Origin of the sequence: Paractinoplanes atraurantiacus, assembly GCF_900215205.1 — a bacterium.
Taxonomy (GTDB): Bacteria; Actinomycetota; Actinomycetes; order Mycobacteriales; family Micromonosporaceae; genus Actinoplanes; species Actinoplanes atraurantiacus.
In genome coordinates this window covers 507,038-532,611 of the sequence record NZ_OBDY01000001.1, presented here as the reverse complement: position 1 = coordinate 532,611, position 25,574 = coordinate 507,038, and the positions used below count along the sequence as shown (strand labels likewise).

The window sequence follows — 25,574 nt, the reverse complement described above, 5'->3', positions numbered from 1 at the left end:
CTGGACAGAGTGATCGAACGCGTGTTCGAATATCGGCCATGCGATGGTCCAACCTGTCGATCTCGACGGACGGCTCGCTCCTCGACAGGGCAGCGCCGGCGGCTCCACCCCTGCCGCTGGCGCTGCCCGGCGCCACCGTCCGCACGTTCGACACTCCCGGCTTCGCCGGCATGACGTTCTACGAGATCCAGGCCAAGAGCCTGATCAACCGGGTGCCGGGCGCCTCACGGGTGCCGTTCGAGTGGACCGTCAACCCCTATCGCGGGTGCTCGCACGCCTGTGCCTACTGCCTGTCCGGCGACACGCCCATCCTGATGGCCGACGGCACCAGCCGGCCGCTGTCCGAGCTGCGCCGGGGCGACGCCATCATGGGCACGATGGGCGCCGGCGCCTGCCGTCGCTATGTGCCGACCACCGTCCTCGACCACTGGTCGACCACGAAACCGGCCTTCCGGGTCACCCTGGCCGACGGCACCCGGCTGGTCGCCAGCGGCGACCACCGCTTCCTCACCGCCCGCGGCTGGCGGCATGTCAGCCCGGCCGAGGCCCACCAGCCCGCGCTCGCCGTCGGCGACCTGATGTTCGGTGTCGGCCACTTCGCCGAGCCGCCCAAGGAGACGCCCGACTACCAGGCCGGTTTCCTCTGCGGCCTGGTCCGGGGCGACACCGCCGGCCTCGACCGGGCGCGGGAGCGCGCCGAGCGCTACCTCGAAGACGTTCCCCTGCACGAGGCGCTGCGCTGGCCCGAGATGCCGACCGACGGCTGGCGCCGGGGCTTCCTGGCCGGCGCGTTCGGCTCGGTGGGCCGCGCCGACCGGCTGGCCATCTCGTTCACCAGCGCCGACCGCCAGTTCCTCAGCCGGGTGACCGAGGCGCTGACCCAGCTCGGCCTGCCCAGCCGGGGCCCGCGGCGCGGCAACGGCGTCGTCGAGCTCGACCGTGACCTCTGGACCGCGCTCCGCTTCCGCCACCTCACCGGCGTCGACGGCCCGCCGCTCGACGCGTCCGGCGCCGGCGTGCGGGCCGGCCGGCAGCTCGCCGTCGTCGACATCGAAGACCTCGAGCTCACCCTGCCGATGTTCGACATCTCCACCGGCACCAGCGACTTCATCGCCGACGGGGTGGTCAGCCACAACTGCTTCGCGCGGCACACACACAGCTATCTCGACCTCGACACCGGGCACGACTTCGATTCCAAGATCGTGGTGAAGGTGAACGCGGGCGATCTGATCCGCCGCGAGCTGGCCGCGCCCCGCTGGTCCGGCGCCCCGATCGCGATGGGCACCAACGTCGACGTCTACCAGCGGGCCGAGGGGCGCTACCGGCTGATGCCCCAGATCCTGGCCGCGCTGCGCGACCACGCGAACCCGTTCTCCATCCTGACCAAGGGCACGCTCATCCTGCGCGACCTCGATCTGCTGAAGCAGGCGGCCGAGGTCACCCGGGTCGGCCTGTCCTTCTCGGTCGGCTTCGTCGACGAGCGGGCCTGGCGCGCGGTCGAGTCGGGCACGCCGAGCCCACGGCGGCGGCTCGACGCGGTCCGCCGGCTCACCGACGCCGGATTCTCGATCGGCGTGCTGATGGCGCCCATCCTGCCCGGCCTCACCGACACCGACGAGGCGATCGACGAGACCGTCGCCGCCATCGCGGCCGCCGGCGCCACCAGCGTCACGCCTCTCCCGCTGCACCTGCGGCCCGGCGCCCGCGAGTGGTATGCGTCGTGGCTGACCCGCACCCATCCGGAGCTGGCGCCGCGCTACCGCGAGCTGTACGGCAACGGCTCGTACTCGCCGCAGTCCTACCAGCAGGAGGTGGTGGCCCGGGTGCGCATGGCGGCCCGCCGGCACGGCCTTCACCGGGCCAGTCCGGGCGAGGCCCGGGCGGTCACCGGGGAGGACCGGGTCATCGACGAGCAGGATAGGGCCATCGCCGAGCAGGACAGGCCGGAGCAGTTGACGCTGCTGTGATCGAACTACAGTCGGAGGTATGAGGAGCGCACAAGACATCCTGGCCGCGGCCAACGTGATCGCGGTGGTCGGCGCCTCGCGCGATCCGTGGAAGCCCTCCCACTCCGTACCACTGCAAATGCAGCGTCACGGCTGGCGGATCATCCCGGTCAACCCGTACGCCGATGAGATCTTCGGGGTCAAGGCGTTCCGCACCCTGGCCGACATCGACGAGCCGGTCGACCTGGTCGACATCTTCCGCCCCTCGTACGACGCGGTCGACATGGTCCGCCAGGCGGTCGCGATCAAGGCGCCGGCGGTGTGGCTGCAGAGCGGCATCGCCTCGGCCGAGGCCCGGCGCATCGCCGAGGAGGCGGGCATCGACTACGTGGAGGACCGCTGTCTCGCCGTCGAGCGGGCGGTCGGGCAGCTCACCAAGCTCAAATAGGTCACCTACCGTGTTCTCCCCTGTACCCCGGCTAGTACCGTGCCGGGGAACGAGGAGGACCTGATGACCTATCCCCCCGGTGGCACACCGGATCCATATCAGCCGCAGCAGCCCTACGGGCAGCAGCCATACGACCCGACCAGCGGGCAGCCGTACGGCTCGCAGCCGTCCAGCGGGCAGCCGTACGGTTCCCAGCCGTCGAGCGGCCAGCCGTACAGCGGTCAGCCCGGCTACGGCCAGCCGTACGGTGCCCAGCCCGGCTACGGCGCGCCGTACCAGCCGGTGACCAGCACGAACACGATGGCGATCCTGGCCCTGGTGTTCGCGTTCGTCTTCTCGCCGGCCGCGATCGTGCTGGGGCACATCGCCAAGAAGCAGATCCGCCAGACCGGTGAGCAGGGCGACGGCCTCGCCACCGCCGGCCTGTGGCTGGGCTACATCTTCACGGCCCTGGGCCTGCTGGTCTGCATCGGCTACGTGATCATCGTGGTGATCGCCGTGGGCAGCTCGGCCACGACATCGCCGTGATCCGCCACGCCGGTCTTTGTGCGCGAGCTGTCCCGCGCACAAAGACCGCGCGAGCGCTCAGCGGAACTCGGCCTCGCGCACGCTGTTGCCGCCGTCCACCACGAGCATCTGCCCGGTGATGTAGGACGCCGCCGGCGAGCACAGGAAGGCGATCGCCGCCGCCACCTCGTCCGGTGTGCCCGGCCGCCCGATCGGCGTACCCAGACCCTGCTTGATCTCGGTGACCGTCGACGCCGCCGTGTAGATCGTCCCCGGCGCCACGCAGTTGACGTTCACCCCGTCGGCCACCAGCTCCATCGCCAGCGCCCTGGTCAGGCCGACCACGCCGGCCTTGGCCGCCGCGTACGCCGCCTCGGTCGGCAGCGCGTTGACCGGCCCGGCGGTCGCCGCCAGGTTCACGATCCGCCCCCAGCCGCGCTCGGCCATGCCGCCCTGGAAGGCGCGGCTGCACAGGAACGCCGTGCTGAGATTCCGGTCGATCTCGGACTTCCACTCGTCGTAGGTCAGCTGCGCCACCGGCCGCAGCACCTCCGGGCTGGCCCGGCTCGCGAGCCCGGCGTTGTTCACCAGAACCTCGACGTCACCGAGCTGGTCGCTGATCGCGTCGGCGAGCGCGCCCACCTCGGCCTCATCGGTCAGATCGGCCACGAACCCGGTCACTCCGAGTTCCGCCGCACGCTCATGAATACGCCGCGTGGTCGACACGATCGCCACCCGGGCCCCGAGGTCCCGGAGCCGCCGCGCCGTCGCATAGCCGATCCCGTCCGGACTGCCGGCCCCCGTGACCAGGGCAACCTTGCCGTCCAGCCGCAGCGTGACCGGCGCCTCTTCCGGTTCCGTCGCTTCCACGTCGATCCCCATCTCACCAGAAATCCGAAACCGGCACTCTCCGCGCGGCCCCCAGTGACGGTCCCGCCGCCACGCTCCGCACCGGGTGACCCTGCGGCGATCCTGCCCCGTAGCTTCACCGAGAGCAAACATCGCCCCCGTCGTGGCGTACCCCGAGTCCGCCACCCCAGTCTCGGCCCACGCTCCTCGATCTCCGCGCCTCACTCACGCTCGTTCTTCGGTACGGAGTGAACACCCACCCACCAAGCCCACCTCGACGCCGCCCACTCTCCCTAACCCACCGAGCGGCCCCGCCAACCAAGCGGCTCACCTTTCCACCGCCCGGCCTCGCCCCCACGCGGCCTTCCCCACAACCGCCCGGCGTCGGCGCGACCTTCCCACCACGCGGTCGTCAACACCACGCGGTCGTCAACACCAAGCGGTCGTCAACACCAAGCGGCATCGCCCCCGCACGGCCCTCCGCACCGCGGCCTCGCACCGCACGGTCCTTCGCACCGCGGCCTCCGTACCGCACGGCCTCCGCACCGCACCACCTTCCCACCGCACGGTCGTCTCTCCGCCGCGCGAAAGCCTCCCCCACGCGGCCTTCCCTCTCCTCCGGCCTTGATGGCCGAGATCCGCTCCTGCTTGCACCACGCGGCCCACGGGGAGAAGTTCAGCCGAGGCGGGAGGCAGGGTGCGTTCCGCGGGGACAAATCCGGCTGCGCGTCGACCGCAGCCCACGCCGCGTTGAAGCCGGTCGCGCACAGGACGGCAGCCCACGCCGCGAGGAAGCCGGTCGCGCACGGGACGGCAGCCCACGCCGCGAGACGAATCCGGCTGGAACTCGAAACAGAGCCAACCCCACGAGACCAAGCCGGACCGCGCACGAAGAGGGAGCTGACCGCGAGACCAAGCTGGTGGGCGCACGGCGCGGGCGAGGGCCCGCGAGGAACGCGGTGGGCCTTGCGAGGGGGACCTGATTGCTGCGCGGGTCAGTTCGTGTGTGGGGTTGCGGTGGGGTTCGGCAAGGGGTGGATCGGGCCCTCCTCCATGAACAGGAGTGGAGCCCGGGCGCCGTAGCGGGCGGGAAGCTCCAAGCGGGCCCGGTCGAGGTCGCGGGTGCCTATCTCGATGCCGGTGCCGTCGTGGCGGGCGCCGATCGAGACCAGGCGGATGCCTCGGTGGGTCCAGAACTGGATGTCGGCGAGGACCCGGTCGTGCCAGAACGCCAGGTCGGTCGCGGAATGGTCGGCGTCGCGCACGACGATGCAGGCGTTCTCGGCGGCGCGGCGGATGAACTGGTCGAAGGCCGCTGACGGCACGCGGTAGACGATCGCCCGTACCCGCTCCTGGTCGACCTCGATCCCGGCGTAGCTGTCGGCGAACTCGGTGCGCCCGCCGCGGTCGACGCGGTCCATCGCGGCGCTCAGCTCGGCCGGTGTGGCCGGCATGAGCAGGCCGGCCACCGGCATGTGCTCGGCCCGGCGGCCGAACTCGCATCCGGCCGTGCTCCAGCCGCCGGTCAGTCCCGGCCCGGCGGCGGGCTGCTCCTCCGGCTGGTCGCCGCATCCGGCGGTCACGAGGATCGCCCCGAGAGCCGCTGCCAGTCCGACCAGGAATCGAGCGCGGTGCATCGCATTCCCCCTCTCTACCCCGGCCCGGCACTGCCCGCCAGGCGAGACCCGCAGGGCTCAACGAACGAAAGCCACTAACCGCGCAATCGGGGAATCTCAGTCGGTCAGCACGGGATCGACCACGGGGCGGTTGGCCCGGGCGGCGCCGAGAATGACCACGGCCACGCCGAGCAGGAGCAGGGCGAGACCCGGCAGGGCGGCCGCGCGCGGTGTCTGCCCGAGCCAGAGCCAGGCGAGCAGGGCGGCGCCCGGCACCTCGAGCAGGATCAGGACGCTGACCGTGGTGGCCGACGTGCGCTGCAGGGCGTAGTTGAACATCGAATGGCCCAGCAGCTGGGCCCCGATGACCAGGGCGAGGATCGCGGCCCACGTCTGCGCGTCGTAGCCGCCGAGCTGAACCCCGGAGACCAGGCACACGATCAGGAGCAGGACGGCGCAGACGCCGTAACAGATCCAGGTGTACGTGGTCGTGCTCAACGTCGTCCGGGCCTGCTCGCCGAGGGCGGTGTAGGCGGCGGCGAAGATCGCGCCGAACAGCGCCAGGACGTCGGCCAGGACCGCCTGCCCGGAAACGCCGATGTCGGCGCCCGTGGCCCAGGCCGCGCCGGCCACGGCCAGCACGATGCCCGCCCATCCGGCCGCCGACGGGCGGCGGCCCTGCACCAGCGCGATCAAGCCCTGCCACACGGGCTGCGTGGCCACCAGCGCCGTCGCGGTGGCCACCGAGCCCAGCTGGACGCTCGGCATCCACGTGGCGAAGTGTGCGGCCAGAGCCACCCCGGCGAGCACGCCGAAGAGCACCGACCGGCGGGAGGCGCCCCTGATCTCGGATCGCCTGGGCCCGTACGTGATGGGGGTAAGCGCGACCGTCGCCAGGAAGTTCCGCCAGAAGGCGATGGCCAGGGCCGGAGCGGCCGCGAAGGCGATCAGCGGCGCCGATGAGGAGACCGCGAGGACGGCCACGGTCAGCGCGACAACCGACCCGTTCACGCGCGATGAGGGCTTATTCATCCCCGGCCGTCGCTTCTTGCGGACTTGTACACCACAGTTCATCGATGCCTATTGAACTGAGAGTGACGATGTCGTTACAGTCACCGAGGTTTCGCATGACCCCTTTGAACCCCTGTGAACCCCTGATGCCCGGGAGGCTGATTTACCATGCCCGCATACCGTGCGGTCGTGTTCGACTTTTTCGGCACACTCACCCGCTCGGTCCAGCGCGGACCCCAGCACGCCGAGATCGCCCGGGCTCTCGGCGCCGATCCGGAAGCGGTCCGCGGTGTGCTGGACCGGACGTTCCGGGCTCGCGCCCGGGGCCGGTACGGCTCCGCGGAGGCCACCCTACGGTGGGTCATCGAGCAGGCCGGTGGCCGCCCCCTGACCGACCAGGTGCGGGCCGGAGTGCCGGCCCGGGTCAAAGCGCTGCAGGCCGACACCACGCTCCGCGAGGACGCGGTCAGCGCCCTCACCGCAATCAAGCGCCGTGGCCTGTCCACGGCATTGATCAGCGACTGCACACACGAGCTGCCCGCGTTCCTGCCCAGCCTCCCGGTGGCGCCCCTGCTGGACGCGACGATCTTTTCCGTACGGCTGGGAGCCTGCAAGCCCGACCCGCAGATCTACCTGGCCGCGTGCGACGAGCTCGGCGTCCAGCCCGGCGAATGCCTGTACGTGGGCGACGGCGGCAGCCACGAACTGACCGGCGCCGCGGCGGTGGGCATGACCCCCGTACGTCTAACCGCTCCTGATCTCGCCAATCACCTCACCTTCGACGCCGACACGAACTTCGCCGGCCGCACCGTCCGCTCGCTGACCGAGATCGTCGGGCTGGTCGATCAGGCCCGGGTCGGTGAGCCGGCACTACGATGACGCGGTGACTTCACCGTTGCTGGACGAGGCACTCAAGAAGGCGGCACTGGCCTGGATCTCCGTCGGGGACGGGCCGGCGCTGGCGCTGTGGTGCCTGCCGCTGGAGGGCACGCTGATCGTGGTCAGCGGCCCCGGCGAGCAGTTCGCCCCCGGCCTGGCCGAGGCGGCCCGGGCCACCGTCCGGCTGCGCGGCGACAACGGCGGCCTGATCCTGGTCACCGAGGCGACGGTGACCAGGCTGGCGCCGGGCAGCGAGGAATGGGAGACGGTGGCGCCGCAGCTGGCCGTCAAACGCCTCAACGCCTCGGGCACCGCCGAGCAGGTGGTGACCCGATGGGCCGAGACGGGCTGCGCGGTCGTACGGCTGACGCCCGCGCCCGATCAGACCCCGATCAGCCGCCCCGACCTGCCCAAGGACTCGGGCGCGGCCCCGCCCCGGGAGACACCGGCCCGGGTCGAGGTCACTCGCCCGTTCCGCCTGCACAAGGTCCGCAAACGCTGAGCCCGCCCTCCCAAGGGGGCCCCCGTCCTAGAGAGCATTCTCGCAAAAGCGGCCGCCGCGAGGCGCGGGGCTGTGGACAACCTCGCGAGTGTGGACAACAGCCGGTCGCCCGAGAATGGTGGTAACGGCGGTGACGCGGCAGCGGAGAGGCGCCCGGACCCAGATGGGCGCGGCCGCAGTGGGCGGCGCCGGGTAAGAAGGCGTTGAGCGGCGCCGGCAAGCAGGCGTTGAGTGGCGGACTAGCCGACGAACGGTGGTACCGCGATCTGGCCCGTGGCGACCGGCCAGACATGGCCGGCGACCGTGGCCGACACCGCCTCCCCGGCGACGGCGGTGACTGTGCACTCCAGGCGGGACGGGCGCTTCATCTCGATGCCCTGGTGGATGCGGTACGACGAGGTGCCGTCGGCCGGGAGCAGGCCCGCGTCGACCAGCCAGATGCCCAGGGCGAGCGCCGCCGAGCCCGTCGCCGGGTCCTCGGGGACGGCGCTGCCAGGGATGAAGACGCGGGCGTGCGCCTCCGACGACTCCGGGTTCCAGGCGACCACGCTGAGGTCGGTGACGCCGTGCTCCTGGGCCGCGCGGGCGTTGATCGTGATTTTGGCGAGCGCTTCCCGCCGTACGGGAAAAATCACCCAGTCCAAGCCTCCCCCGGCGTGACGTGGGGCACCGCCGGCATGGTCCTCGGCCGCCAGGCCGGTGATCTCGAGGAGCGGCTCGACCGCCAGGGCCGGGCCCAAGCGGGGCGTCCCGCCGGTGACCGTGGCCGAGCCGTGCGACGTCACCGTGATCGGCAGCAGGCCCGCCCCGCACTCCTGGATGACGTCGCCGGGCGGGAAGAGGCCCCGGCGCATCGAGGTCACCGCGGCGCCCACGCTCGGGTGACCCGCGAACGGGATCTCCAGCTCCGGAGTGAAGATCCGCACACGATAGGTGGCGGCGGGGTCTGTGGGGGAAAGGACGAATACCGTCTCGGAGAGGTTGAACTCGCGGGCCAGGGTGTGCATCTGGTCTGCGGCTAAATCGTCGGCGCCGTAGACGACGGCGAGCGGATTGCCCGCGAACGGGCGGTCGGTGAACACGTCGACGATCTCGTACGCCACTCCTGACATGTCCGGACCCTAACCTAGGCTGAAGGCGTGACCATGGGGACGAGGGTTTATGTGGCCCGCCTCGCCGGTCTGCCCGTGTTCGACCCCAACGGGGACCGGGTCGGGCGGGTACGCGACGGCGTGGTCCGCCTGCGCACCACGACCCGGCCGCCCCAGGTCGTCGGGCTGGTGGCGGAGATGGCGCTGCGCCGGCGGATCTTCCTGCCGATCGGGCGGATCACGTCGATGGACGCCGAGAACGTGGTGCTCAGCAGCGGCAGTCTCAACCTGCGCCGGTTCGAGAAACGGCCCAACGAGCTGCTCGTCATCGAGGACCTGCTCGACCGCCGGGTCGAAGTGGTGCCCGAGCACGGCGAGGGTGCGGCCACGCCGGGCGTGGTCGTCGACATCGGGATGGATCTCAACCGCAACAACGAGTGGCTCGTCACCCGGGTCGCCGTGCGGGAGCACACCGGGCGGCTGACCCGGCGCGGGCATGTCTTCCAGGCCGAGTACGAGCGGGTGCGCGGGCTGGTCGGCCCGACCGACACGCAGGGCACCTCCAACCTGCTGGCCCTGCTCGAGCAGATGCGCCCGGCCGACATGGCGAACGCGCTGCAGGATCTGCCGGACGCCCGGCGCAACGAGGTCGCGGCCGCGCTCAGCGACCGGACGCTGGCCGACGTGCTCGAGGAACTGCCCGAGCACGATCAGGTGGAGATCCTGGTCCGGCTCGACCGTGAGCGCGCCGCCGACGTACTGGAGCGCATGGACCCGGACGACGCCGCCGACCTGCTGGCCGAGCTGCCCAAGGCGGAGCAGACCGTGCTGCTCGACCTGATGGAGCCGGAGGAGGCCGACCCGGTCCGGCAGCTGATGAACTATCGCCCGGGCACGGCCGGCAGCGTGATGACCTCGGAGCCGGTGATCCTCACCCCGGACACGACGGTGGCCGAGGCGCTGGCCCGCATCCGGGAGCCGGAGCTGTCGCCGGTGGTCGCCGCGCAGGTTTTCGTCGCGCGGGCGCCGTCGGCCACGCCGAGTGGGAAATATCTCGGCATGGTGCATTTCCAGCGGCTGCTGCGTGAGGCCCCGTCGTCGATCCTGGGCGGGATCGTCGACAACGACATCGAGCCCCTGCGCCCCGACGCACCCCTCGCCGAGATCATCAAGCGGATGGCGACGTACGACCTGGTGGCGATGCCGGTGATCGACTCGACGCGCCGGCTGGTCGGGGCGGTGACCGTCGACGACGTGCTCGACCATTCGCTGCCGCGTGACTGGCGCGAGCGGGACAACCTGGGCGCCGACGAGACGGACGAGGTCACGCTGTGACGGAGCCCCGGCGGGACCGCCTGGACCAGCCCGTCGAGCCGGGACGGGTGCGGCTGCCCCGGTTCAACCCGGAGGCGTTCGGCCGCTGGTCGGAGAGCATCGCCCGATATATGGGCACGGCACAGTTCATCGTGTGGATGACGCTGGTCATCGCCGGCTGGTTCCTCTGGAACACGCTGGCGCCGAAAGGCCTGCGCTTCGACCCGTACACCTTCACGTTCCTGACCTTGATCTTGTCTTTGCAGGCGTCGTACGCGGCGCCGCTGATCCTGCTCGCGCAGAACCGGCAGACCGACCGGGACCGCCTGGCGATGGAGGAGGACCGGCGGCGGGCCGCGATGCAGAAGGCCGACACCGAATATCTGGCCCGCGAGATCGCCTCGCTGCGGATCGCGCTGGGTGAGGTGGCGACCCGCGACTTCCTGCGCTCGGAGCTGGCGAGACTCGCCGACGAGCTGGACGAGGCGGCCCATCGGCGGGACAAGCGGGCGCGCCAGGAGTGGGAGGACGACCGCAAGGAGTGGGAGGCGGAGCACTAGTAAGGAGCGACGTAGCATGGCATCCATGTCCGCTCCCGCCTCCACCATCGAGGACGCGATTCAGGCCGCTCTGGCCACGGTCGACGACCCCGAGATCCGCCGCCCGATCACCGAACTCGGCATGGTCAAGGGCTTCACTGTCGCCGACGGCTCGGTCCGGGTCGAGTTGCTGCTCACCGTGGCCGGCTGCCCGCTGCGCGACAAGCTGAACAACGACATCACCGCCGCCCTGACCAAGATTCCCGGCATCTCCTCGGTGAGCATCGATTTCGGTGTGATGACCGAGGAGCAGCGCAAGGCGCTGCAGACCACGCTGCGCGGTGGTTCCGCTTCGGCGGAACCGGTCATTCCGTTCGCCCAGCCCGGCTCTCGCACGAGGGTGTACGCCGTAGCCAGCGGCAAGGGCGGCGTCGGCAAGTCGAGCGTGACCGTCAACCTGGCCGCGGCCCTCGCCAAGCGGGGCCTGTCGGTGGGCGTGATCGACGCCGACATCTACGGCCACTCGGTGCCGCGCATGCTGGGCGTCGAGGCCCGGCCGACCCGGGTCGAAGAGATGATCATGCCGCCGCAGTCGCACGGCGTGAAGGTGATCTCGATCGGCATGTTCACCGCGGGCAACGCGGCCGTGGTGTGGCGGGGCCCGATGCTGCACCGGGCGCTCCAGCAGTTCCTGGCCGACGTCTACTGGGGCGACCTCGACGTGCTGCTGCTCGACCTGCCGCCGGGCACCGGCGACGTGGCGATCTCGCTGGCCCAGCTCCTGCCCAACGCGGAGATCGTGGTCGTCACCACCCCGCAGATGGCCGCGGCCGAGGTGGCCGAGCGAGCCGGGGCGATCGCCCTGCAGACCCACCAGCGGGTCATCGGCGTCGTGGAGAACATGTCCTGGCTGGAGCTTCCGGACGGCTCGCGCATGGAGGTCTTCGGCGCGGGCGGCGGGCAGACCGTGGCCGACTCGCTGACCACCGCGATCGGCGCCTCGGTGCCGCTGCTGGGTCAGGTGCCGCTGGACACCCGGGTCCGCGAGGCGGGCGACGCCGGCGACCCGATCGTGCTGGCCGCTCCGGACGCGCCGGCGGCCAAGGCCCTCGACGCCGTCGCCGCCAAGCTGGCCGTCCGCCGCGACTCCCTCGTCGGCAAGCCGCTCGGCCTGATGGTCAACGCCAAGAAGGCTTAAGTAGCGTCCAGGTCCAAGGTTCGCGCCTTCGGCTCCGATTTAGCGATCGAAGTCGAGGGCGCTTTCTTGATGTCCGCGGCCTCGGCGACGTCGGTCAGGCCGGTCTTCACGCCGTTCAGGTCGGACTTGACGTCCTCGAGGAGGCCCTGGAGCGGCTTGCGGATCGCCGCTTCCTCGTCCTCGCTGATCAGGTGCTTGCGGATGAACGCCTTGGGGTGAAGATCCTGCAGCTGCAGGTCGGTGCCGAGCTCGCGGTTGAGGTCGCTCGTCGCGTTCTGCGCCATGGCGCGCAGGCCACGCAGCATGCGCATGCCGTCGCCGATCACCTTCGGCAGCCGCTCGCCGAAGATCAACAAAGCGAGCAGCAGCAGCGCGCCGATCTCCCACCAGTTCAGGTTCTCGAACATGAGGGCGGCCTCCCTTGTCTCCGCGGCCCAGCCTACGCACGGAACCTGTCAGTTGGCAGTCCGCAGATGGTTCAGTTGGAGTCCGCGACCAATGTCACGGACGCCGTCTGGGTCTTGGTGCCGCGACGGTACTCCACGGAGACGGTCGAGTCCGGAGCGTACTTGCGCACCAGGGCGATCAGATCGGTGCCGTCCTCGACCGCGTGCCCGTCGAGCTTGGTGACCACGTCACCGGCCTTGAGGCCCGCGGTGGCGGCCGGCCCGGAGGGCTCGACCGAGCGCAGCCGGGCCCCGGTCGCGCTGGTGCCGCCGGTGGCCACCTCGGCGCCGATCACCGTGCGCCGGGCCTTGCCGGTGTCGATGATGTCGCCGGCCACCCGGCGGGCCTGGTTGATCGGGATGGCGAAGGCCAGGCCGATGTTGCCGGCCTCGGTCTCGGTGCCGCCGACCGAGCGGATCACCGAGTTGACCCCGACCACCTGGCCGGCCGCGTTGACCAGCGGGCCGCCCGAGTTGCCCTGGTTGACCGCGGCGTCGGTCTGGATGGCCGCGTAGTAGCGGGTCGTGCCGCCCGACTCGCCGCCCGCCTCGATGGTGCGGTCGAGCGCGCTGACTATGCCGGCGGTGACCGTGTTGACCAGGGCCAGCGGCGAGCCGAAGGCGAGCACCGGGTCGCCCACCGCGATCGAGTCGGAGTTGCCGATGGCGACCGGGGTGAGGTTGGACTTGGCGACCTTGATCACGGCGATGTCGGACTCGGGGTCGCGGCCGACCACCTTGGCGCTCGCCGTGGAGCCGTCACTGAACGCGACCGACATGGTGTCGTCGTCGGCGCCCTCGACCACGTGGTCGTTGGTGATCACGTAGCCGTCCTTGGACACCACGAAGCCGGAGCCGATCGCGCCGGTCACCCGAACCGTCACCACGCTGGGCAGGACCTTTTTGGCCACACCGGCCAGCGAGTCGGGGGCCCGGTTGGCCGCGGCCGGAGCGTCCTCGGCCGGCGCGCCCAGGCTGGACGCGGCACCGCCGCCGACCCCGCCGCGCACGGCGAAGACATAGCCCAGGGTGCCGCCCAGTCCGCCCGCGAGCAGCGCGGTGACCAGGCAGATCAAGAGAATTGGGGTGTACGAACGACGCGGCGCGTCCGGGTCGGTGACCGGCTCCGGCGGCGGGCCGGGGGTGGCCGGGACGCCCTGCACCACGACGGCGGCCGGGGCGTACGGGTCACGCCACGGGTCGGCCATCGACCCGGACCACAGCGCGTCGGACCCCCAGGGCGAGGGTGGTTGACCATTGGCAGGCGGCGGAGTGGGACGCGCGTTCCAACCGTCGGTCACGTCGGTGCCTCCACTCATGTTCCGCCCGGCTCCCCCTCCAGGATGACACGGATCCCCCGCACTGCCTCTCCCCGGCCCTTTTATCCCATCGACGGCCAGGTGCGTGCTAAGGGAGCCTCGCTTTACTCTTTATGGGCATCCTCAGCCGCTCCGGAGGTTCGTCATCGTCCCGTCAGCCCGCTCGATCGGTCCCCAGCCGGCCACCAACGGCTCCCAGTTCGCCGAGGCGTACGCGGACGAGGACATCGTCCTGCAGACCGCGCGCAGCCTCGCCCACGAGCTCGGCCTGTTCAGCGTCACCCCGGCCGCCGGGTCCGTGCTGCGCCTTCTGGCTGCCGCGGGCAGCGCCAAGGCGGTGGTGGAGATCGGCACGGGTACGGGGGTGAGCGGTGTCTGGCTGCTGCGGGGCATGCGCGCCGACGGGGTGCTCACCACCATCGACGTCGAGAACGAGCACCAGCGGATCGCCCGGCGGATCTTCGCCGAGGCCGGGTTCGCCCCGTCGCGCACCCGGATCATCACCGGGCGGGCGCTCGACGTGCTGCCCCGGCTCGCCGACGGGGCGTACGACCTGGTCTTCGTCGACGCCGACCCGACCGAGTTCGGCGCCTGCGCCGACGAGGCGCTGCGGCTGCTGCGCCCGGGCGGCGCGCTCGTGATCAACGGCGTGCTGGCCGGCGGCCGGATCGCCGACCCGTCGGCCCGCGACGTCGAGACGCTGACCATCCGCGAGACGGTCCGCTCGGTGCGCGAGTCCGAGGAGTGGATCCCCGCGGTGATCTCGTCGGGCGGCGGGTTACTGACCGCCGTCAAGCGCTGAGAGATAGCGCAGCAGGGTCCGGGCGCCCCAGCCGGTGGCGCCGCGCGTGGTCTCCAGCTCCAGGGTGTCGCTCCAGGCGGGAGCGGCCATGTCGATGTGCGCCCAGCGGTCCGCGTACGGCCCCAGGAAGTCGCGCAGGAACAGGGCGGCCACCACGGCGCCGGGCGAGCCCATGGGTGAGCTGTGCCGGTCGGCCACGTCGCTGCGGAGCAGGTCGCGGTAATCGGCCGGCAGTGGCATACGCCACATCTTCTCGCCGGCCCGCTCGCCGGCCGCCCGCAGGGCGGTGGCCAGGTCGTCGTTGTCGGTGAAGAGGGCGGAGATCTCCGGGCCCAGCGCGACCTTCTGCGAGCCGGTCAGCGTGGCCAGGTCGACGATCACGTCGGGCTCGAGGCCCTCGACCGCGTAGCCCAGCGCGTCGGCCAGCACCAGGCGGCCCTCGGCGTCGGAGTTGGTGGTCTCGGTGGTGCTGCCGTCGTACTGGGTGATCACGTCGCCGGGGCGGAAGGCGGAGCCGCTCATGGCGTTCTCGGCCAGCGGCATCAGCGCGGTGATCCGCACCCGCAGGCCGAGGTCGGCCGCGCCGAGGGTGGCCGCGGCCACCGCGGCCGCGCCGGCCATGTCGTTCTTCATCCGCTTCATGCCCTCGCGGGTCTTCACCGAGAGGCCGCCGCTGTCGAACGTGATGCCCTTGCCGACCAGCACCACGTGGGTGGTCGCGCCCGGCGGCTGCCAGGTCATCTCGACCATGCACGGGCGCCATTTGGAGCCACCGCCGACGGCGCGCAGGCCACCGAAGCGGTCCAGGCCGGCGCCCGCGTGGACGCGGACCGCGATGCCGGGCCGCCGCGCGGACGCGCCGGCCATCTCCTCGGCGAACCAGTCCGGGATCTTCAAGTTCGGTGGTGTGTTGGTGAGGTCGCGCGCGAGCCAGGTGGCGCGGGCCGCGATCTGCGCCTGGGCCAGGCTCCGGGCGTACACCTCAGGCCTGGTGTTGACCAGATCGACCGGAGCCGTGCGCGGCTCCTGGCGGGCGTCGCGATAGCGGTAGCCGCCGAGCCAGAGGCCCTCGGCCAGGTCGCGGACGTCGGCGCCGTCATCGACGAGGATCTGCAGAGGCTCGTCGCTCTCGCGGGCGATGGCCGCGCCGGCGGAACGCCAGCCGGCGCTCACGTCGACCAGCAGGACTTTCGCCGGGCGCTGGAGCGGCCGGCGAAGAACGATCACAGGATCGGGACGGTCACCCAGAGCGGCGATCTCGTCACCGAGGGCGCCGTCGACGTGCGACAGTGGACCCGGCGCGCCGATCGGCACCACGCGGGTCAGGCCGTCGTCGAGGTGGTCGGTCAGCCGGATCGGAAACACGAGAGCATGACCTTTCTCGAAGACGTGGAAAGCCCGCCGGTACGGGCGGTACCGTACCGGCGGGCTCGCGTGAAACGTCAGCCGGCGATCGACTTCAACGCGTCACCCAGCGCGCTGGCCTCGTCCGGAGTCATCTCAACGACGAGACGGCCACCACCTTCCAGCGGGACACGCATGACGATGCCCCGACCCTCCTTGGTGACCTCCAGCGGACCATCGCCCGTCCGCGGCTTCATCGCCGCCATCTTGTCTCCCCTCAGACCCACATCAGGGTGTCGGTGGGTTGCCCCACAGCCACTTGTCAACGGTCACGTGCTCAGCCCCACGTGACGTGGTACCTCGTATCCGACCGGCGGCCGAGGGGCCTTTGCGCGTCATCACGCAGAGCGGCCCACCGTGCCGATCAAACATTTTCCCTGATGAACACCGGCGAACCCAAACCCAGCCCGGGCGGATGTGACAGCGTCTAGCATATCGCCTTTCGGGCTGTCACAATGTGCGGTCATGCAGGCGCGGTCCGCACTCTTCGACCTGTACGGCGACTACCTCCGCCCGCGAGGCGGGCGCGCACCGGTTGCGGCCCTGGTCAAGCTGCTCGCGCCACTCGGCATCGCTCCTCCCGCTGTGCGCACCGCGGTGTCCCGCATGGTGCGCCAAGGCTGGTTGCACCCTATGCGATTGGTCTCCGGACCGGGATATCTGCTGACCCCGAAAGCCGCCCGCCGTCTCGACGAGGCGGCGGCGCGAATCTACCGGACCGGGCGGGTGAGCTGGGACGGCAAGTTCGACCTGATCCTGCTGCACGGCCCGCTGGCCAAGCGGGACGCGGCCCGGCTGACCTTCCTCGGCTACGGGTCGCTGGGCGAGCACGCGTGGGTCGCGCCCCGGGCCACCGAGGAGGTGGACACGGTGCTGACCGACGCCGGGGTGCCGTACGAACGGTTCAGCGCCGCCCACGCGGCCGGCTCACCGGGCGCGGCCGAGGTGGTCGGCAAGGCCTGGGACCTGACCGGGCTGGCCCGCTCCTACGAGGAGTTCGTGTCCGACCTGAGGCCGGTCGTGACCACGGTGAACGCGCGCAGCAGCGACGAGGAGGCGTACGCGGCCCGCTTCCGCCTGGTCCACTCGTGGCGATCGTTCCTGTTCCGTGACCCGCAGCTGCCCACCTCGCTGCTGCCGCCGCGCTGGCCGGGCACGAGCGCGGCCGGTTTCTTCGACCGGCACGCGACCCGGCTGCGCCCGGCGGCCGACCGGTATGTGGAGCGCTGCCTGCAATCCGTGACTCGCAGCCGTGTGGGATTCTCAGACTCATGACGGATTCCCTGCTGGTCGACCGCACTGACGCTGTCGTCACCCTCACGCTCAACCGGCCGTCGGCGATGAACGCCCTCGACGTCGACCTCAAGGAGGCGCTGCGCGACACGCTGGCCTCCCTGGAGTCCGACAAGTCGTGCCGGGCGATCGTGCTGGCCGGGGCCGGCAACGCCTTCTGCGTGGGCCAGGACCTGCGGGAGCACGCCGAGCAGCTCGAGTCGGGGCGCACCGACCTGGACACGGTGCGGGTGCACTACAACCCGATCGCCCAGCGGCTGGCCAGCATGCCCAAGCCGGTGGTGGCGGCGGTGCGGGGCATGGCGGCCGGCGCGGGCGCCTCGCTGGCGCTGCTGGCCGACTTCCGCATCGGCGGGCCCAAGACGGGCTTCCTGATGGCCTTCGCCAACGTGGGCCTGGCCGGCGACAGCGGGGTCTCGTGGTCGCTGCCGCGGATCGTCGGGCACGCGCGGGCGCTGGAGCTGCTGCTGCTCGCCGAGCCGGTGCGGGCCGAGGCCGCGTACGGGATGGGCCTGCTCTCGCGGTTGACCGAGGACGACGAGCAGGTGCTGCCGGTCGCGCAGGAGCTCGCGGCCCGGCTCGCGGCGGGCCCGACGGTGGCCTACGGGGCGATCAAGCGGGAGCTGTCCATCGGCGACGCCGGCACGCTGTCCGACGCCTTGGCGGCCGAGGCGCAGGCCCAGGCCATCTGCGGGGCGACGGCCGACCACAAGAACGCGGTCGACGCCTTCGTGGCCAAGCAGAAGCCGGTCTTCGAAGGCCGCTGATATTACCCTTTTGGGATCGTCACATTTATAAAGGTCGATGCATAGGCTCCTCCCGACGCGTCCTACCGGGCGCGCGTACCCCGTGGGAGGGCCGAATGGTCAAGTGGCGGATCTTCTTCGGCGCGGCGATGGCCGCGCTGACCATGGCGGCGGGCGGCGCGATCGCGTCCCCGGCCGCCGCGGCGTCGGTCGACCCGACGCCGTCCGTCGTCGGCGGCACGCGCGCCGCACAGGGCGAATTCCCGTTCATGGTGCGGCTGTCGATGGGCTGCGGCGGCGCCCTCTACAGCCCGACCCTGGTCCTCACCGCGGCCCACTGCGTGAGCCGCACCGGCACGAACACGTCGATCACGGCCACCGCCGGTGTGGTCGACCTCAACTCCACCAGCAAGATCACGCGGAAGTCGAACTACGTGTACCGCGCGCCGGGATACAACGGCGCGGGCAAGGACTGGGCGCTGATCCGCCTGGCCAGCCCCATCACCGGCCTGGCCACCCTGCCGATCGCGACCACGACGGCGTACGACTCGGGCACGTTCACGATCTCCGGGTGGGGCGCGGCCAGCGAAGGTGGGTCACAGCAGCGGTACCTGCTCAAGGCCACGGTCCCGTTCGTGAGTGACGCGACCTGCAACTCGTCGGCCATGTACGGCGGCGAGATCATCGCCACCGACGAGATCTGCGCCGGCTACACCTCCGGCGGCGTCGACACCTGCCAGGGCGACTCGGGCGGCCCGATGTTCCGCCGCGACGCCGCCAACGCCTGGATCCAGGTCGGCATCGTCAGCTGGGGCGACGGGTGCGCCCGCCCGAACAAGCCGGGCGTCTACACCCAGGTCAGCTACTTCGCGTCGGCGATCCGCTCGGCGGCCACGTCGCTGGGCGGCTAGCTCACCGACTGATGCCGCGGCGCCGTGCCACCAACCGGCGCCGCGGCACCACCGCCGGATCCCGGCGGACGTAAGACCTCGGCGATGACGTCGTTGATCAGGTCCGGCGTGATCGGACGGTGCGCGACGAAGCGCCGGTAGAAGAACGGCGCCGCGAGCAGATCGACGGTGAGGTCCAGGTCGAGGCGGACGGACAGTTGGCCGCGATCTCGGCCTCGGGCCAGGGCGACGAGCAGCGGCTCGCGGCGGCGGCGGGTCAAGTCGGCGTGGAGGGTTCGGAGCGCGGGATCGCGCTCCGCGGCGTCGATGAACGCGGCGAGCAGGCGCGGGAACGGCGTACGTTCCAGCAGGTCGGCGAACGCGGCGAGTAGTTCCGCGACGTCGGTCGCGACGTGTCCGGTGTCCGGGACCGGGAACGGCTGGAAGGTCGCGTCCATGGCGTCGATCAGCAACGCGCCGGAGGTGGGCCAGTGCCGGTAAAGCGTCGCCTTGCTGGCGCCTGCGCTCCGGGCCACCGCCTCCATGGTGAAGCCGGCCAGCCCGTGCTCGTCGAGCACCTGAAGCGCGGCTCGCAGTACTCGCCGCCGGGCGCCGATTCCGCGTGGAATGGGCGTTCCCGCTTCTGCCGGCACGGGTGGCTCTTCCACTGCCCCCACCTCCATCGAAACGGTAGCGTACCGATAAGAGTACGGGTCCGTTTCGTTAGGAGGATCCGATGCGACCTTGCCGTGGCTATTGGCCGGTGACCGCGATCGTGGGCGGCGAATGCGCGGTCGGCGGCGCGCTGGATCTGCTCAGGGCGCCGCCGTTCTACCCGGTGATGCTGGAGCTCGGCTATCCCGGTTACCTTGCCTCGATCATGGGAACCGCGAAGGTCATCGCGGCCGTGGTCCTCGTGGCGCCCCGGCTGCCGCGACTGAAGGAGTGGGCGTACGCCGGCGTCGCGATCAATATGATCGGTGCCGCCGCCTCACACGCCGCGATGCGTCAGGCCGTGACGACGCTGGTCGCACCGGCCACGTTCACGGTCCTCATGCTTCTGTCCTGGGCGTGGCGCCCTCCGAGCCGCCGGCTCTGACATCGGACAGAGCGGGGCTAGTCTTCGTCGTCTTCCTCTTCGGGATCCTGGTTGGCCTCGACGCCCAGCACGAACGCCTGCATCGCCAGCTCGTCGCCCGACGGCCACACGTATGTCGGAAGCTCGGCCGGGCCCAGCTCGAGGACGTGGGACCAGAACTGGCGTACCGCCTCGGCGGGGGTCGTCGCCTCGATCGGGAGGGCCACGCTGACCAGCCACGTCGGGCGGTTCGGGCCCTTCGGCTCGGCGCCCAGGGCCGTCGCGAAGCGCCGGAACGTCTCGGCGTCGACCGGGACGGCCTCGCCCTCGGTCAGGCCGGGGGCCGGGACCGGGTCGTCGAAGGAACGCCGCAGATATGTCAGCACCAGCACGTCGCCGTCGGTCTTGGCGGCCCGGGCGAGCGCCACCACGTGGCCGTCGGCCACCAGCAACACCTCGTCGTCCGGCGCCACCGAAGACGCGCCCGCCGACACCGTGACGGTGTCGTGGTGGAACAACCTCTCGTCGGCCCACCTGTCCGCCGGAATGATCACCGCCCACTGACCCATGGGCTCCATCCCATCATGCGCGGGGGTGCGCACCGAGGGGTGGGACCCAACAACCCGCCACATGGTCGTCGACCATGCCGGTGGCCTGCATCAACGCATAGGCCGTGGTGGGGCCGACGAAGCGGAAGCCGCGCTTTTTCAGATCTTTGGCCATGGCCGTGGACGCCGGGGTGATGGCCGGGACGTCGGCCCGGGTCTTGGGGCGGGCCGGGCGCGGGTCGGGCGCGAACGACCAGAGCAGCTCGGTGAGACCGCCCGGCAGGTCGGCGGCGGCGCGGGCGTTGGCGATCGCGGCCTCGATCTTCATCCGGTTGCGGACGATGCCGGTGTCGGTCATCAGCCGGGCCGCGTCGGCGCCGGAGAACGCGGCCACCTTGTCGATCGAGAAGCCGGCGAAGGCGGCCCGGAAGGCCGGCCGCTTGCGCAGGATGGTGATCCAGGAGAGGCCGGACTGGAACGCCTCCAGGCACAGCCGCTCGTAGAGCGCGTCGTCGCCGCGGACCGGCTTGCCCCACTCGTCGTCGTGGTAGGCCGCGTAGTCGGGGCTGGAGCCGCCCCAGAAGCAGCGGGCGCGCCCGTCGAGGCCGATCACGAGCCCGGCGTCATCTGTCATGGCGACCACCGTAGAGCCGCCGTACGACAAAAGCCCTAGGGGAGCCGGCCCTGCTCGACCAGGCGGCCGAACTTCTTCAGGGCGCCGGTGAAGCTCAGCTTGGAGCCGGGCCAGAGCACCGGCCACGCGATCTTGCCGACGGGGCCGGCGGGCAGGTGGAACCACTCGTGCAGGACCACCTGGGTGCGGTCGCCGGACATCGCCGTGCACCGCATCGACCCGGGGCCGCGCAGGAAGCGGCCGCAGTGCACGACCCGTACCTCATAAGGCGCATTGACCTTGACCACGCGCAGCTCGTCGCGGAGCGCGGCCGGGCCGATGGCGGTGATGGCCTCGACCAGGCTGCCCTCGCCGCCGTCGCCCTCGACCACGCGCACCTTGGTGAACGGGATCCACTCGGACTGTTTCTCCCAGCTCAGGAACGCGGCGAAGACCCGCGGGGCGGGAGCGTTGACGATGACCGTGGCGGTGACCTCACCGGTGCCGGGTGTCGCGGCGTCGCCGAGGCCCGGGTCGGTTGCGCTCACTGCTTGGCCGCCGGCTCGTCGGCGGGCACGGTGGTGATCTCGATGACCGGCGCGGGACCGGGCTCGGCGGCGGGCTCGGCCTTGGGCTCGGAAGCGGGCACGGGGGCGGGGGTCACCGGTGCTATCGCCGCCTCGCGGGCGCGGCGCAGCACGTCGGCGTCGGCCACGCGGCCCTCGCGCAGCGCGGTGACCTCGGCCTCGAGCACGCCGATGAGCTCGCCCTTGTAGCCGATGTCGTACGCCGCGCGCTGGAGCGCCTGGTCGACCTGGGCCATCCGATAGCCGCGCCAGGCGGTGTCGAACTTGGTGTGGGTCACGTCCTCCTCGCCGAGGGGCCGGTCGCTGGGCAGCGGCACGGCCCGGCCGTCCGGCTCGACCGGCGTCAGCGCGCTGTCGTTGCCACCGATCATCACGGTCACACCGAACACGATCGCAGCCACGACCAACGCCACGACGATGAAGAGGAAAAGCTGGCCCATGCGCAAGATGTTGGCACGCCGCGCTGTGCGTGGCGAGCCCGCCACCCCGACCGGTACGCGGGCGTGATCTCAGGTCCAGGTGAGGATCTTTTTGCGCCAGGCGTAGAGGATGCCCAGGGCCAGCACCGCCACGAACACGCCCATCTCGGTCACGGTGGTCAGGCCGAAGCCCGGCCGGTCGAACACGACCGCCCAGGGGAAGAGAAAAACGGCCTCCACGGCGAAAAGCACATAGAGGTACGCGTACACGTAGTACCGGATCTGGGCCTGCGCCCAGTCGCCGCCGACCGGGTCGATGCCGCTCTCGTACGAGACGTATTTGCCGGGCGGCTGGGCCGGGTCGGCCGGGCGCAGCAGCTTGTTGGCCGTGAACGCTCCCACGAAGACCAGCACGCCGACGGCGGCCACCAGCCCGAGCGTGGCGTACGACCCGAGATACCCGTCCACAACCTCGGAGCCTAGTCGAACCCCGTAAGTGGCACTCGGCCGCCGGATAGTGGACTCTTCTGGTTCATGCAAGCCTCACCTGGCTACTGTGGTCAACGGCTCACGGCCGGTGAGTAAGGAGCGCCGACGTAGTCTGGAAGTGACGAGTTCTGCGGGCCGGCTCATAGATGACCATCCCCGGCCGGCCGGCAACCTTTGGAGGTTGGGAACGTGTCCGCTGGAGCGAAACGGGTCGAACAGTTGGACCGGGTGGTCATCCGGTTCGCGGGCGACTCGGGCGACGGCATGCAGCTGACCGGTGACCGATTCACATCCGAGACGGCCCAGCTGGGCAACGACATATCGACGCTGCCCAATTTCCCGGCCGAGATCCGCGCCCCCGCAGGCACCTTGCCGGGCGTGTCGAGCTTTCAGGTGCACTTCGCCGACTACGACATCCTCACGCCCGGCGACGCGCCGAACGTGCTGGTCGCCATGAACCCGGCCGCCCTCAAGGCCAACCTGGCCGACCTGCCCGCCGGCGCCGACATCATCGTCAACACCGACGAGTTCACCAAGCGCAGCCTGGCCAAGGTCGGGTGGGCGACCAGCCCGCTCGAGGACGGCTCCCTCGGTGAGTTCGCGGTTCATCCGGTCGCCCTGACCTCGATGACGGTGGGCGCGCTGGCCGACCACGGCATCTCGAAGAAGGACGCCGAGCGGGCCAAGAACATGTTCGCGCTCGGCCTGCTCAGCTGGATGTACTCGCGCCCCTTCGAGTCGACGATCCGGTTCCTGGAGCGCAAGTTCGCCAAGCGCCCCGAGCTGGTCGCGGCCAACAAGGCGGCCTTCCAGGCCGGCTGGAACTTCGGCGAGACCACCGAGGACTTCGCGGTGCGCTACGAGGTCAAGCCGGCCAAGATGCGCCCGGGGACGTACCGCAACATCACCGGTAACCAGGCGCTGGCGCTCGGCCTGGTGGCCGCGGCCGTCCGGTCCAAGCTGCCGCTGTTCCTGGGTGCCTACCCGATCACCCCGGCCTCGGACATCCTGCACGAGCTGTCGAAACACAAGAAGTTCGGCATCACGACCATGCAGGCCGAGGACGAGATCGCGGCGATCGGGGCGGCGCTGGGTGCCTCGTACGGCGGCGCCCTGGGTGTGACGACCACGAGCGGGCCCGGTGTGGCCCTCAAGGGCGAGACGATCTCGCTGGCCATCGCGCTGGAGCTGCCGCTGGTCGTCGTCGACGTGCAGCGGGCCGGCCCGTCGACCGGCATGCCGACCAAGACCGAGCAGGCCGACCTCAACATGGCCCTGTTCGGCCGGCACGGCGAGGCGCCGCTCGCGGTGATCGCGCCGAAATCACCGTCGGACTGCTTCCACGCGGCGATCGAGGCGGCCCGCATCGCGCTGACCTACCGCACGCCGGTCATCCTGCTCTCCGACAACTACGTGGCGAACGGCTCCGAGCCGTGGCTGCTGCCGTCCTCGAGCGAGCTGCCCGACCTGTCGGTGGAGTTCGCGACGGCCCCGAACGGCGAGGACGGGCGCTTCCTGCCGTACCTGCGCGATCCGGAGACGCTGGCCCGCCCGTGGGCCATCCCGGGAACGCCGGGCCTGGAGCACCGCATCGGCGGCCTGGAAAAGGCCGACAAGACCGGCGACATCTCGTACGACCCGGCCAACCACGAGTTCATGGTGCGCACCCGGGCCGCGCGGATCGAGGCCATCGACGTGCCCGACGTCGAGGTCGAGGACGCCGACGAGGCGGCGCGTGTGCTGGTGCTGGGCTGGGGTTCGACGTACGGCCCGATCGGCGCCGCCTGCCGTGCCCTGCGCCAGCGGGGGCTGCCGATCGCCCAGGCGCACCTGCGGCATCTGTCCCCGCTGCCGGCCAACCTCGGTGAGGTGCTGAGGGCGTACGACAAGGTCGTGGTCCCGGAGATGAACCTCGGGCAGCTGGCCCAGGTGATCCGAGCGCGTTATCTGGTCGATGTTCTGCCCTTCAACCAGGTCAGCGGCCTGCCGTTCACGGCCGCGACGCTGGAGAACATGCTGGAGGACGTGGTCAAGAATGGTTGATCTGAAGCTCACGGCCAAGGACTTCAAGTCCGATCAGGAGGTCCGCTGGTGCCCGGGCTGCGGTGACTACGCGATCCTGGCCGCGGTGCAGGGCTTCATGCCCGAGCTCGGCATCCCGCGGGAGAACATCGTCTTCGTCTCCGGCATCGGCTGCTCGTCGCGCTTCCCGTACTACATGAACACGTACGGCATGCACTCGATCCACGGCCGGGCGCCGGCGATCGCCACCGGCCTGTCGGCGTCGCGGCCCGACCTGTCGGTCTGGGTGGTCACCGGCGACGGCGACGCGCTCTCGATCGGCGGCAACCACCTGATCCACGCGCTGCGCCGGAACGTGAACCTGAAGATCCTGCTGTTCAACAACCGGATCTACGGGCTGACCAAGGGCCAGTACTCACCGACGTCCGAGCTCGGCAAGATCACCAAGTCGACGCCGGCCGGGTCGGCCGACTCGCCGTTCAACCCGCTGTCGCTGGCCCTGGGCGCCGAGGCGACGTTCGTGGCCCGCACGATCGACTCCGACCGCAAGCACCTCCAGTCGGTGCTGCGGGCGGCGGCCGACCACCAGGGCTCGGCGTTCGTCGAGATCTACCAGAACTGCAACATCTTCAACGACGGCGCGTTCGAGCTGATCAAGGACGCGAGCAGCCGGGACGACCACCTGATCCGGCTTGAGCACGGGCAGCCGGTCACGTTCGGGGCCGACAACCAGTTCTCGGTGGTCCATCCGGCCGGCGGCTTCGGGCTCAAGGTGCAGGAGGGCGGCGAGGCCATCGTCCACGACACCTCGGTGGACGACCCGGCGTACGCCTTCGCCCTGTCCCGCCTCTCCGGATCCGACCTGGGCACGACGCCGATCGGCGTGTTCCGCGACGTGCAGCGGCCCACATACGACGAGTTGATCGCGAAGCAGCTGAACGACGCCCGGGCCGACGGTTCCCCCGATCAGATGCTCGACGACCTGCTCAACGCGGCCGACACCTGGACCATCCTCTAG

Annotated in this window: 29 protein-coding genes; 15 read left to right on the top strand and 14 right to left on the bottom strand. The window is 71.0% G+C overall.

The window, feature by feature from the left end:
* The first annotated feature begins 38 nt into the window (after nt 1-38).
* From CRP55_RS52730 to CRP55_RS02470, 3 genes are all read left to right on the top strand, one after another.
* Nucleotides 39-1,967 carry an intein-containing Rv2578c family radical SAM protein gene (locus CRP55_RS52730; protein ID WP_179854983.1) on the top strand — a complete coding sequence of 643 codons (1,929 nt, stop codon included), beginning with the start codon at nt 39-41 and terminating at the stop codon, nt 1,965-1,967.
* A gap of 19 nt (nt 1,968-1,986) precedes the next feature.
* A complete protein-coding gene (locus CRP55_RS02475; protein WP_097317790.1) occupies nt 1,987-2,394 on the top strand; it encodes a CoA-binding protein in 408 nt (135 codons plus the stop codon).
* Between the two features lie 63 nt (nt 2,395-2,457).
* On the top strand, nt 2,458-2,922 hold the full coding sequence (locus tag CRP55_RS02470; protein WP_097317789.1) for a DUF4190 domain-containing protein: 465 nt from the start codon (nt 2,458-2,460) through the stop codon (nt 2,920-2,922).
* A gap of 57 nt (nt 2,923-2,979) precedes the next feature.
* On the opposite strand, the gene CRP55_RS02465 is transcribed toward CRP55_RS02470, so the two are convergent.
* From CRP55_RS02465 to CRP55_RS02455, 3 genes are all read right to left on the bottom strand, one after another.
* Nucleotides 2,980-3,783 (bottom strand): SDR family NAD(P)-dependent oxidoreductase, encoded by an 804-nt coding sequence (locus CRP55_RS02465; protein ID WP_438865746.1) that lies wholly within the window; start codon nt 3,781-3,783, stop codon nt 2,980-2,982.
* A 962-nt stretch (nt 3,784-4,745) separates the two neighbouring features.
* Nucleotides 4,746-5,387 (bottom strand): hypothetical protein, encoded by a 642-nt coding sequence (locus CRP55_RS02460; protein WP_097317788.1) that lies wholly within the window; start codon nt 5,385-5,387, stop codon nt 4,746-4,748.
* Nucleotides 5,388-5,483: 96 nt separating this feature from the next.
* Nucleotides 5,484-6,398, bottom strand: coding sequence for a DMT family transporter (locus CRP55_RS02455; RefSeq protein ID WP_097317787.1), 915 nt, complete (start codon nt 6,396-6,398; stop codon nt 5,484-5,486).
* A gap of 147 nt (nt 6,399-6,545) precedes the next feature.
* Between CRP55_RS02455 and CRP55_RS02450 the strand changes: the two genes are divergently transcribed.
* Both CRP55_RS02450 and CRP55_RS02445 read left to right on the top strand, forming a co-directional pair.
* Entirely contained in the window at nt 6,546-7,256 is a 711-nt protein-coding gene (locus CRP55_RS02450; RefSeq protein ID WP_097317786.1) for an HAD family hydrolase, read from the top strand.
* A 4-nt stretch (nt 7,257-7,260) separates the two neighbouring features.
* Nucleotides 7,261-7,758 (top strand): hypothetical protein, encoded by a 498-nt coding sequence (locus tag CRP55_RS02445; RefSeq protein ID WP_245922750.1) that lies wholly within the window; start codon nt 7,261-7,263, stop codon nt 7,756-7,758.
* A 239-nt stretch (nt 7,759-7,997) separates the two neighbouring features.
* On the opposite strand, the gene CRP55_RS02440 is transcribed toward CRP55_RS02445, so the two are convergent.
* Nucleotides 7,998-8,870, bottom strand: coding sequence for a PhzF family phenazine biosynthesis protein (locus CRP55_RS02440; RefSeq protein ID WP_097317784.1), 873 nt, complete (start codon nt 8,868-8,870; stop codon nt 7,998-8,000).
* A 27-nt stretch (nt 8,871-8,897) separates the two neighbouring features.
* Between CRP55_RS02440 and CRP55_RS02435 the strand changes: the two genes are divergently transcribed.
* The 3 genes from CRP55_RS02435 to CRP55_RS02425 are packed head-to-tail and all read left to right on the top strand — an operon-like array spanning nt 8,898 to nt 11,900.
* Nucleotides 8,898-10,184, top strand: a complete 1,287-nt coding sequence (locus CRP55_RS02435; RefSeq protein ID WP_097317783.1) for a magnesium transporter MgtE N-terminal domain-containing protein — start codon at nt 8,898-8,900, stop codon at nt 10,182-10,184.
* The gene (locus CRP55_RS02430; protein ID WP_097317782.1) at nt 10,181-10,723 is read left to right on the top strand and encodes a DUF1003 domain-containing protein; all 543 of its coding nucleotides are present in this window, start codon (nt 10,181-10,183) and stop codon (nt 10,721-10,723) included. Before CRP55_RS02435 ends, CRP55_RS02430 begins: the two co-directional genes overlap by 4 nt.
* A gap of 25 nt (nt 10,724-10,748) precedes the next feature.
* Nucleotides 10,749-11,900, top strand: coding sequence for an Mrp/NBP35 family ATP-binding protein (locus CRP55_RS02425; RefSeq protein ID WP_097317781.1), 1,152 nt, complete (start codon nt 10,749-10,751; stop codon nt 11,898-11,900).
* Here the strand turns inward: CRP55_RS02425 and CRP55_RS02420 are convergent.
* Nucleotides 11,897-12,307, bottom strand: coding sequence for a twin-arginine translocase TatA/TatE family subunit (locus CRP55_RS02420; RefSeq protein ID WP_097317780.1), 411 nt, complete (start codon nt 12,305-12,307; stop codon nt 11,897-11,899). The genes CRP55_RS02425 and CRP55_RS02420 overlap by 4 nt on opposite strands.
* A gap of 71 nt (nt 12,308-12,378) precedes the next feature.
* Complete coding sequence (locus CRP55_RS02415; RefSeq protein ID WP_097317779.1) at nt 12,379-13,647, bottom strand: S1C family serine protease; 1,269 nt, start codon at nt 13,645-13,647, stop codon at nt 12,379-12,381.
* 184 nt (nt 13,648-13,831) lie between these two features.
* Here CRP55_RS02415 and CRP55_RS02410 point away from each other — a divergent pair, with 184 nt between their 5' ends.
* Nucleotides 13,832-14,467, top strand: a complete 636-nt coding sequence (locus tag CRP55_RS02410) for an O-methyltransferase (RefSeq protein WP_097318690.1) — start codon at nt 13,832-13,834, stop codon at nt 14,465-14,467.
* Here the strand turns inward: CRP55_RS02410 and CRP55_RS02405 are convergent.
* On the bottom strand, nt 14,444-15,832 hold the full coding sequence (locus CRP55_RS02405) for a leucyl aminopeptidase family protein (RefSeq protein ID WP_097317778.1): 1,389 nt from the start codon (nt 15,830-15,832) through the stop codon (nt 14,444-14,446). The two genes, CRP55_RS02410 and CRP55_RS02405, sit on opposite strands and share 24 nt — an antisense overlap.
* Nucleotides 15,833-15,909: 77 nt before the next feature.
* Nucleotides 15,910-16,077, bottom strand: coding sequence for a DUF3117 domain-containing protein (locus CRP55_RS02400; RefSeq protein WP_014694782.1), 168 nt, complete (start codon nt 16,075-16,077; stop codon nt 15,910-15,912).
* Nucleotides 16,078-16,336: 259 nt separating this feature from the next.
* Between CRP55_RS02400 and CRP55_RS02395 the strand changes: the two genes are divergently transcribed.
* The 3 genes from CRP55_RS02395 to CRP55_RS02385 all read left to right on the top strand — a co-directional run bounded on the left by CRP55_RS02395 (nt 16,337) and on the right by CRP55_RS02385 (nt 18,821).
* Nucleotides 16,337-17,146: a PaaX family transcriptional regulator gene (locus CRP55_RS02395; RefSeq protein WP_097317777.1), complete on the top strand. Its 810-nt coding sequence runs from the start codon at nt 16,337-16,339 to the stop codon at nt 17,144-17,146.
* Complete coding sequence (locus CRP55_RS02390) at nt 17,143-17,931, top strand: enoyl-CoA hydratase-related protein (protein WP_097317776.1); 789 nt, start codon at nt 17,143-17,145, stop codon at nt 17,929-17,931. The genes CRP55_RS02395 and CRP55_RS02390 overlap by 4 nt, the downstream gene beginning before the upstream one ends.
* 95 nt (nt 17,932-18,026) lie before the next feature.
* On the top strand, nt 18,027-18,821 hold the full coding sequence (locus CRP55_RS02385) for a S1 family peptidase (protein WP_097317775.1): 795 nt from the start codon (nt 18,027-18,029) through the stop codon (nt 18,819-18,821).
* Here CRP55_RS02385 and CRP55_RS02380 read toward each other — a convergent pair.
* Nucleotides 18,818-19,468: a TetR/AcrR family transcriptional regulator gene (locus CRP55_RS02380; protein ID WP_179854981.1), complete on the bottom strand. Its 651-nt coding sequence runs from the start codon at nt 19,466-19,468 to the stop codon at nt 18,818-18,820. The two genes, CRP55_RS02385 and CRP55_RS02380, sit on opposite strands and share 4 nt — an antisense overlap.
* A 68-nt stretch (nt 19,469-19,536) precedes the next feature.
* Here CRP55_RS02380 and CRP55_RS02375 point away from each other — a divergent pair, with 68 nt between their 5' ends.
* A complete protein-coding gene (locus tag CRP55_RS02375; protein WP_097317773.1) occupies nt 19,537-19,899 on the top strand; it encodes a DoxX family protein in 363 nt (120 codons plus the stop codon).
* A 17-nt stretch (nt 19,900-19,916) separates the two neighbouring features.
* Here the strand turns inward: CRP55_RS02375 and CRP55_RS02370 are convergent, their stop codons facing one another.
* The 5 genes from CRP55_RS02370 to ndhC form a co-directional block, all read right to left on the bottom strand.
* The gene (locus CRP55_RS02370; RefSeq protein WP_097317772.1) at nt 19,917-20,447 is read right to left on the bottom strand and encodes a hypothetical protein; all 531 of its coding nucleotides are present in this window, start codon (nt 20,445-20,447) and stop codon (nt 19,917-19,919) included.
* 13 nt (nt 20,448-20,460) lie between these two features.
* On the bottom strand, nt 20,461-21,060 hold the full coding sequence (locus CRP55_RS02365; RefSeq protein WP_097318689.1) for a DNA-3-methyladenine glycosylase I: 600 nt from the start codon (nt 21,058-21,060) through the stop codon (nt 20,461-20,463).
* Nucleotides 21,061-21,095: 35 nt separating this feature from the next.
* A complete protein-coding gene (locus CRP55_RS02360; RefSeq protein ID WP_097317771.1) occupies nt 21,096-21,587 on the bottom strand; it encodes an SRPBCC family protein in 492 nt (163 codons plus the stop codon).
* Nucleotides 21,584-22,066 carry a DivIVA domain-containing protein gene (locus CRP55_RS02355; protein ID WP_097317770.1) on the bottom strand — a complete coding sequence of 161 codons (483 nt, stop codon included), beginning with the start codon at nt 22,064-22,066 and terminating at the stop codon, nt 21,584-21,586. The genes CRP55_RS02360 and CRP55_RS02355 overlap by 4 nt, the downstream gene beginning before the upstream one ends.
* 69 nt (nt 22,067-22,135) lie before the next feature.
* Nucleotides 22,136-22,513 carry an NADH-quinone oxidoreductase subunit A gene (gene ndhC / locus CRP55_RS02350; RefSeq protein ID WP_097317769.1) on the bottom strand — a complete coding sequence of 126 codons (378 nt, stop codon included), beginning with the start codon at nt 22,511-22,513 and terminating at the stop codon, nt 22,136-22,138.
* A 210-nt stretch (nt 22,514-22,723) separates the two neighbouring features.
* Here ndhC and CRP55_RS02345 point away from each other — a divergent pair, with 210 nt between their 5' ends.
* Both CRP55_RS02345 and CRP55_RS02340 read left to right on the top strand, forming a co-directional pair.
* Nucleotides 22,724-24,577, top strand: a complete 1,854-nt coding sequence (locus CRP55_RS02345) for a 2-oxoacid:acceptor oxidoreductase subunit alpha (RefSeq protein ID WP_097317768.1) — start codon at nt 22,724-22,726, stop codon at nt 24,575-24,577.
* Entirely contained in the window at nt 24,570-25,574 is a 1,005-nt protein-coding gene (locus tag CRP55_RS02340; protein ID WP_097317767.1) for a 2-oxoacid:ferredoxin oxidoreductase subunit beta, read from the top strand. The genes CRP55_RS02345 and CRP55_RS02340 overlap by 8 nt, the downstream gene beginning before the upstream one ends.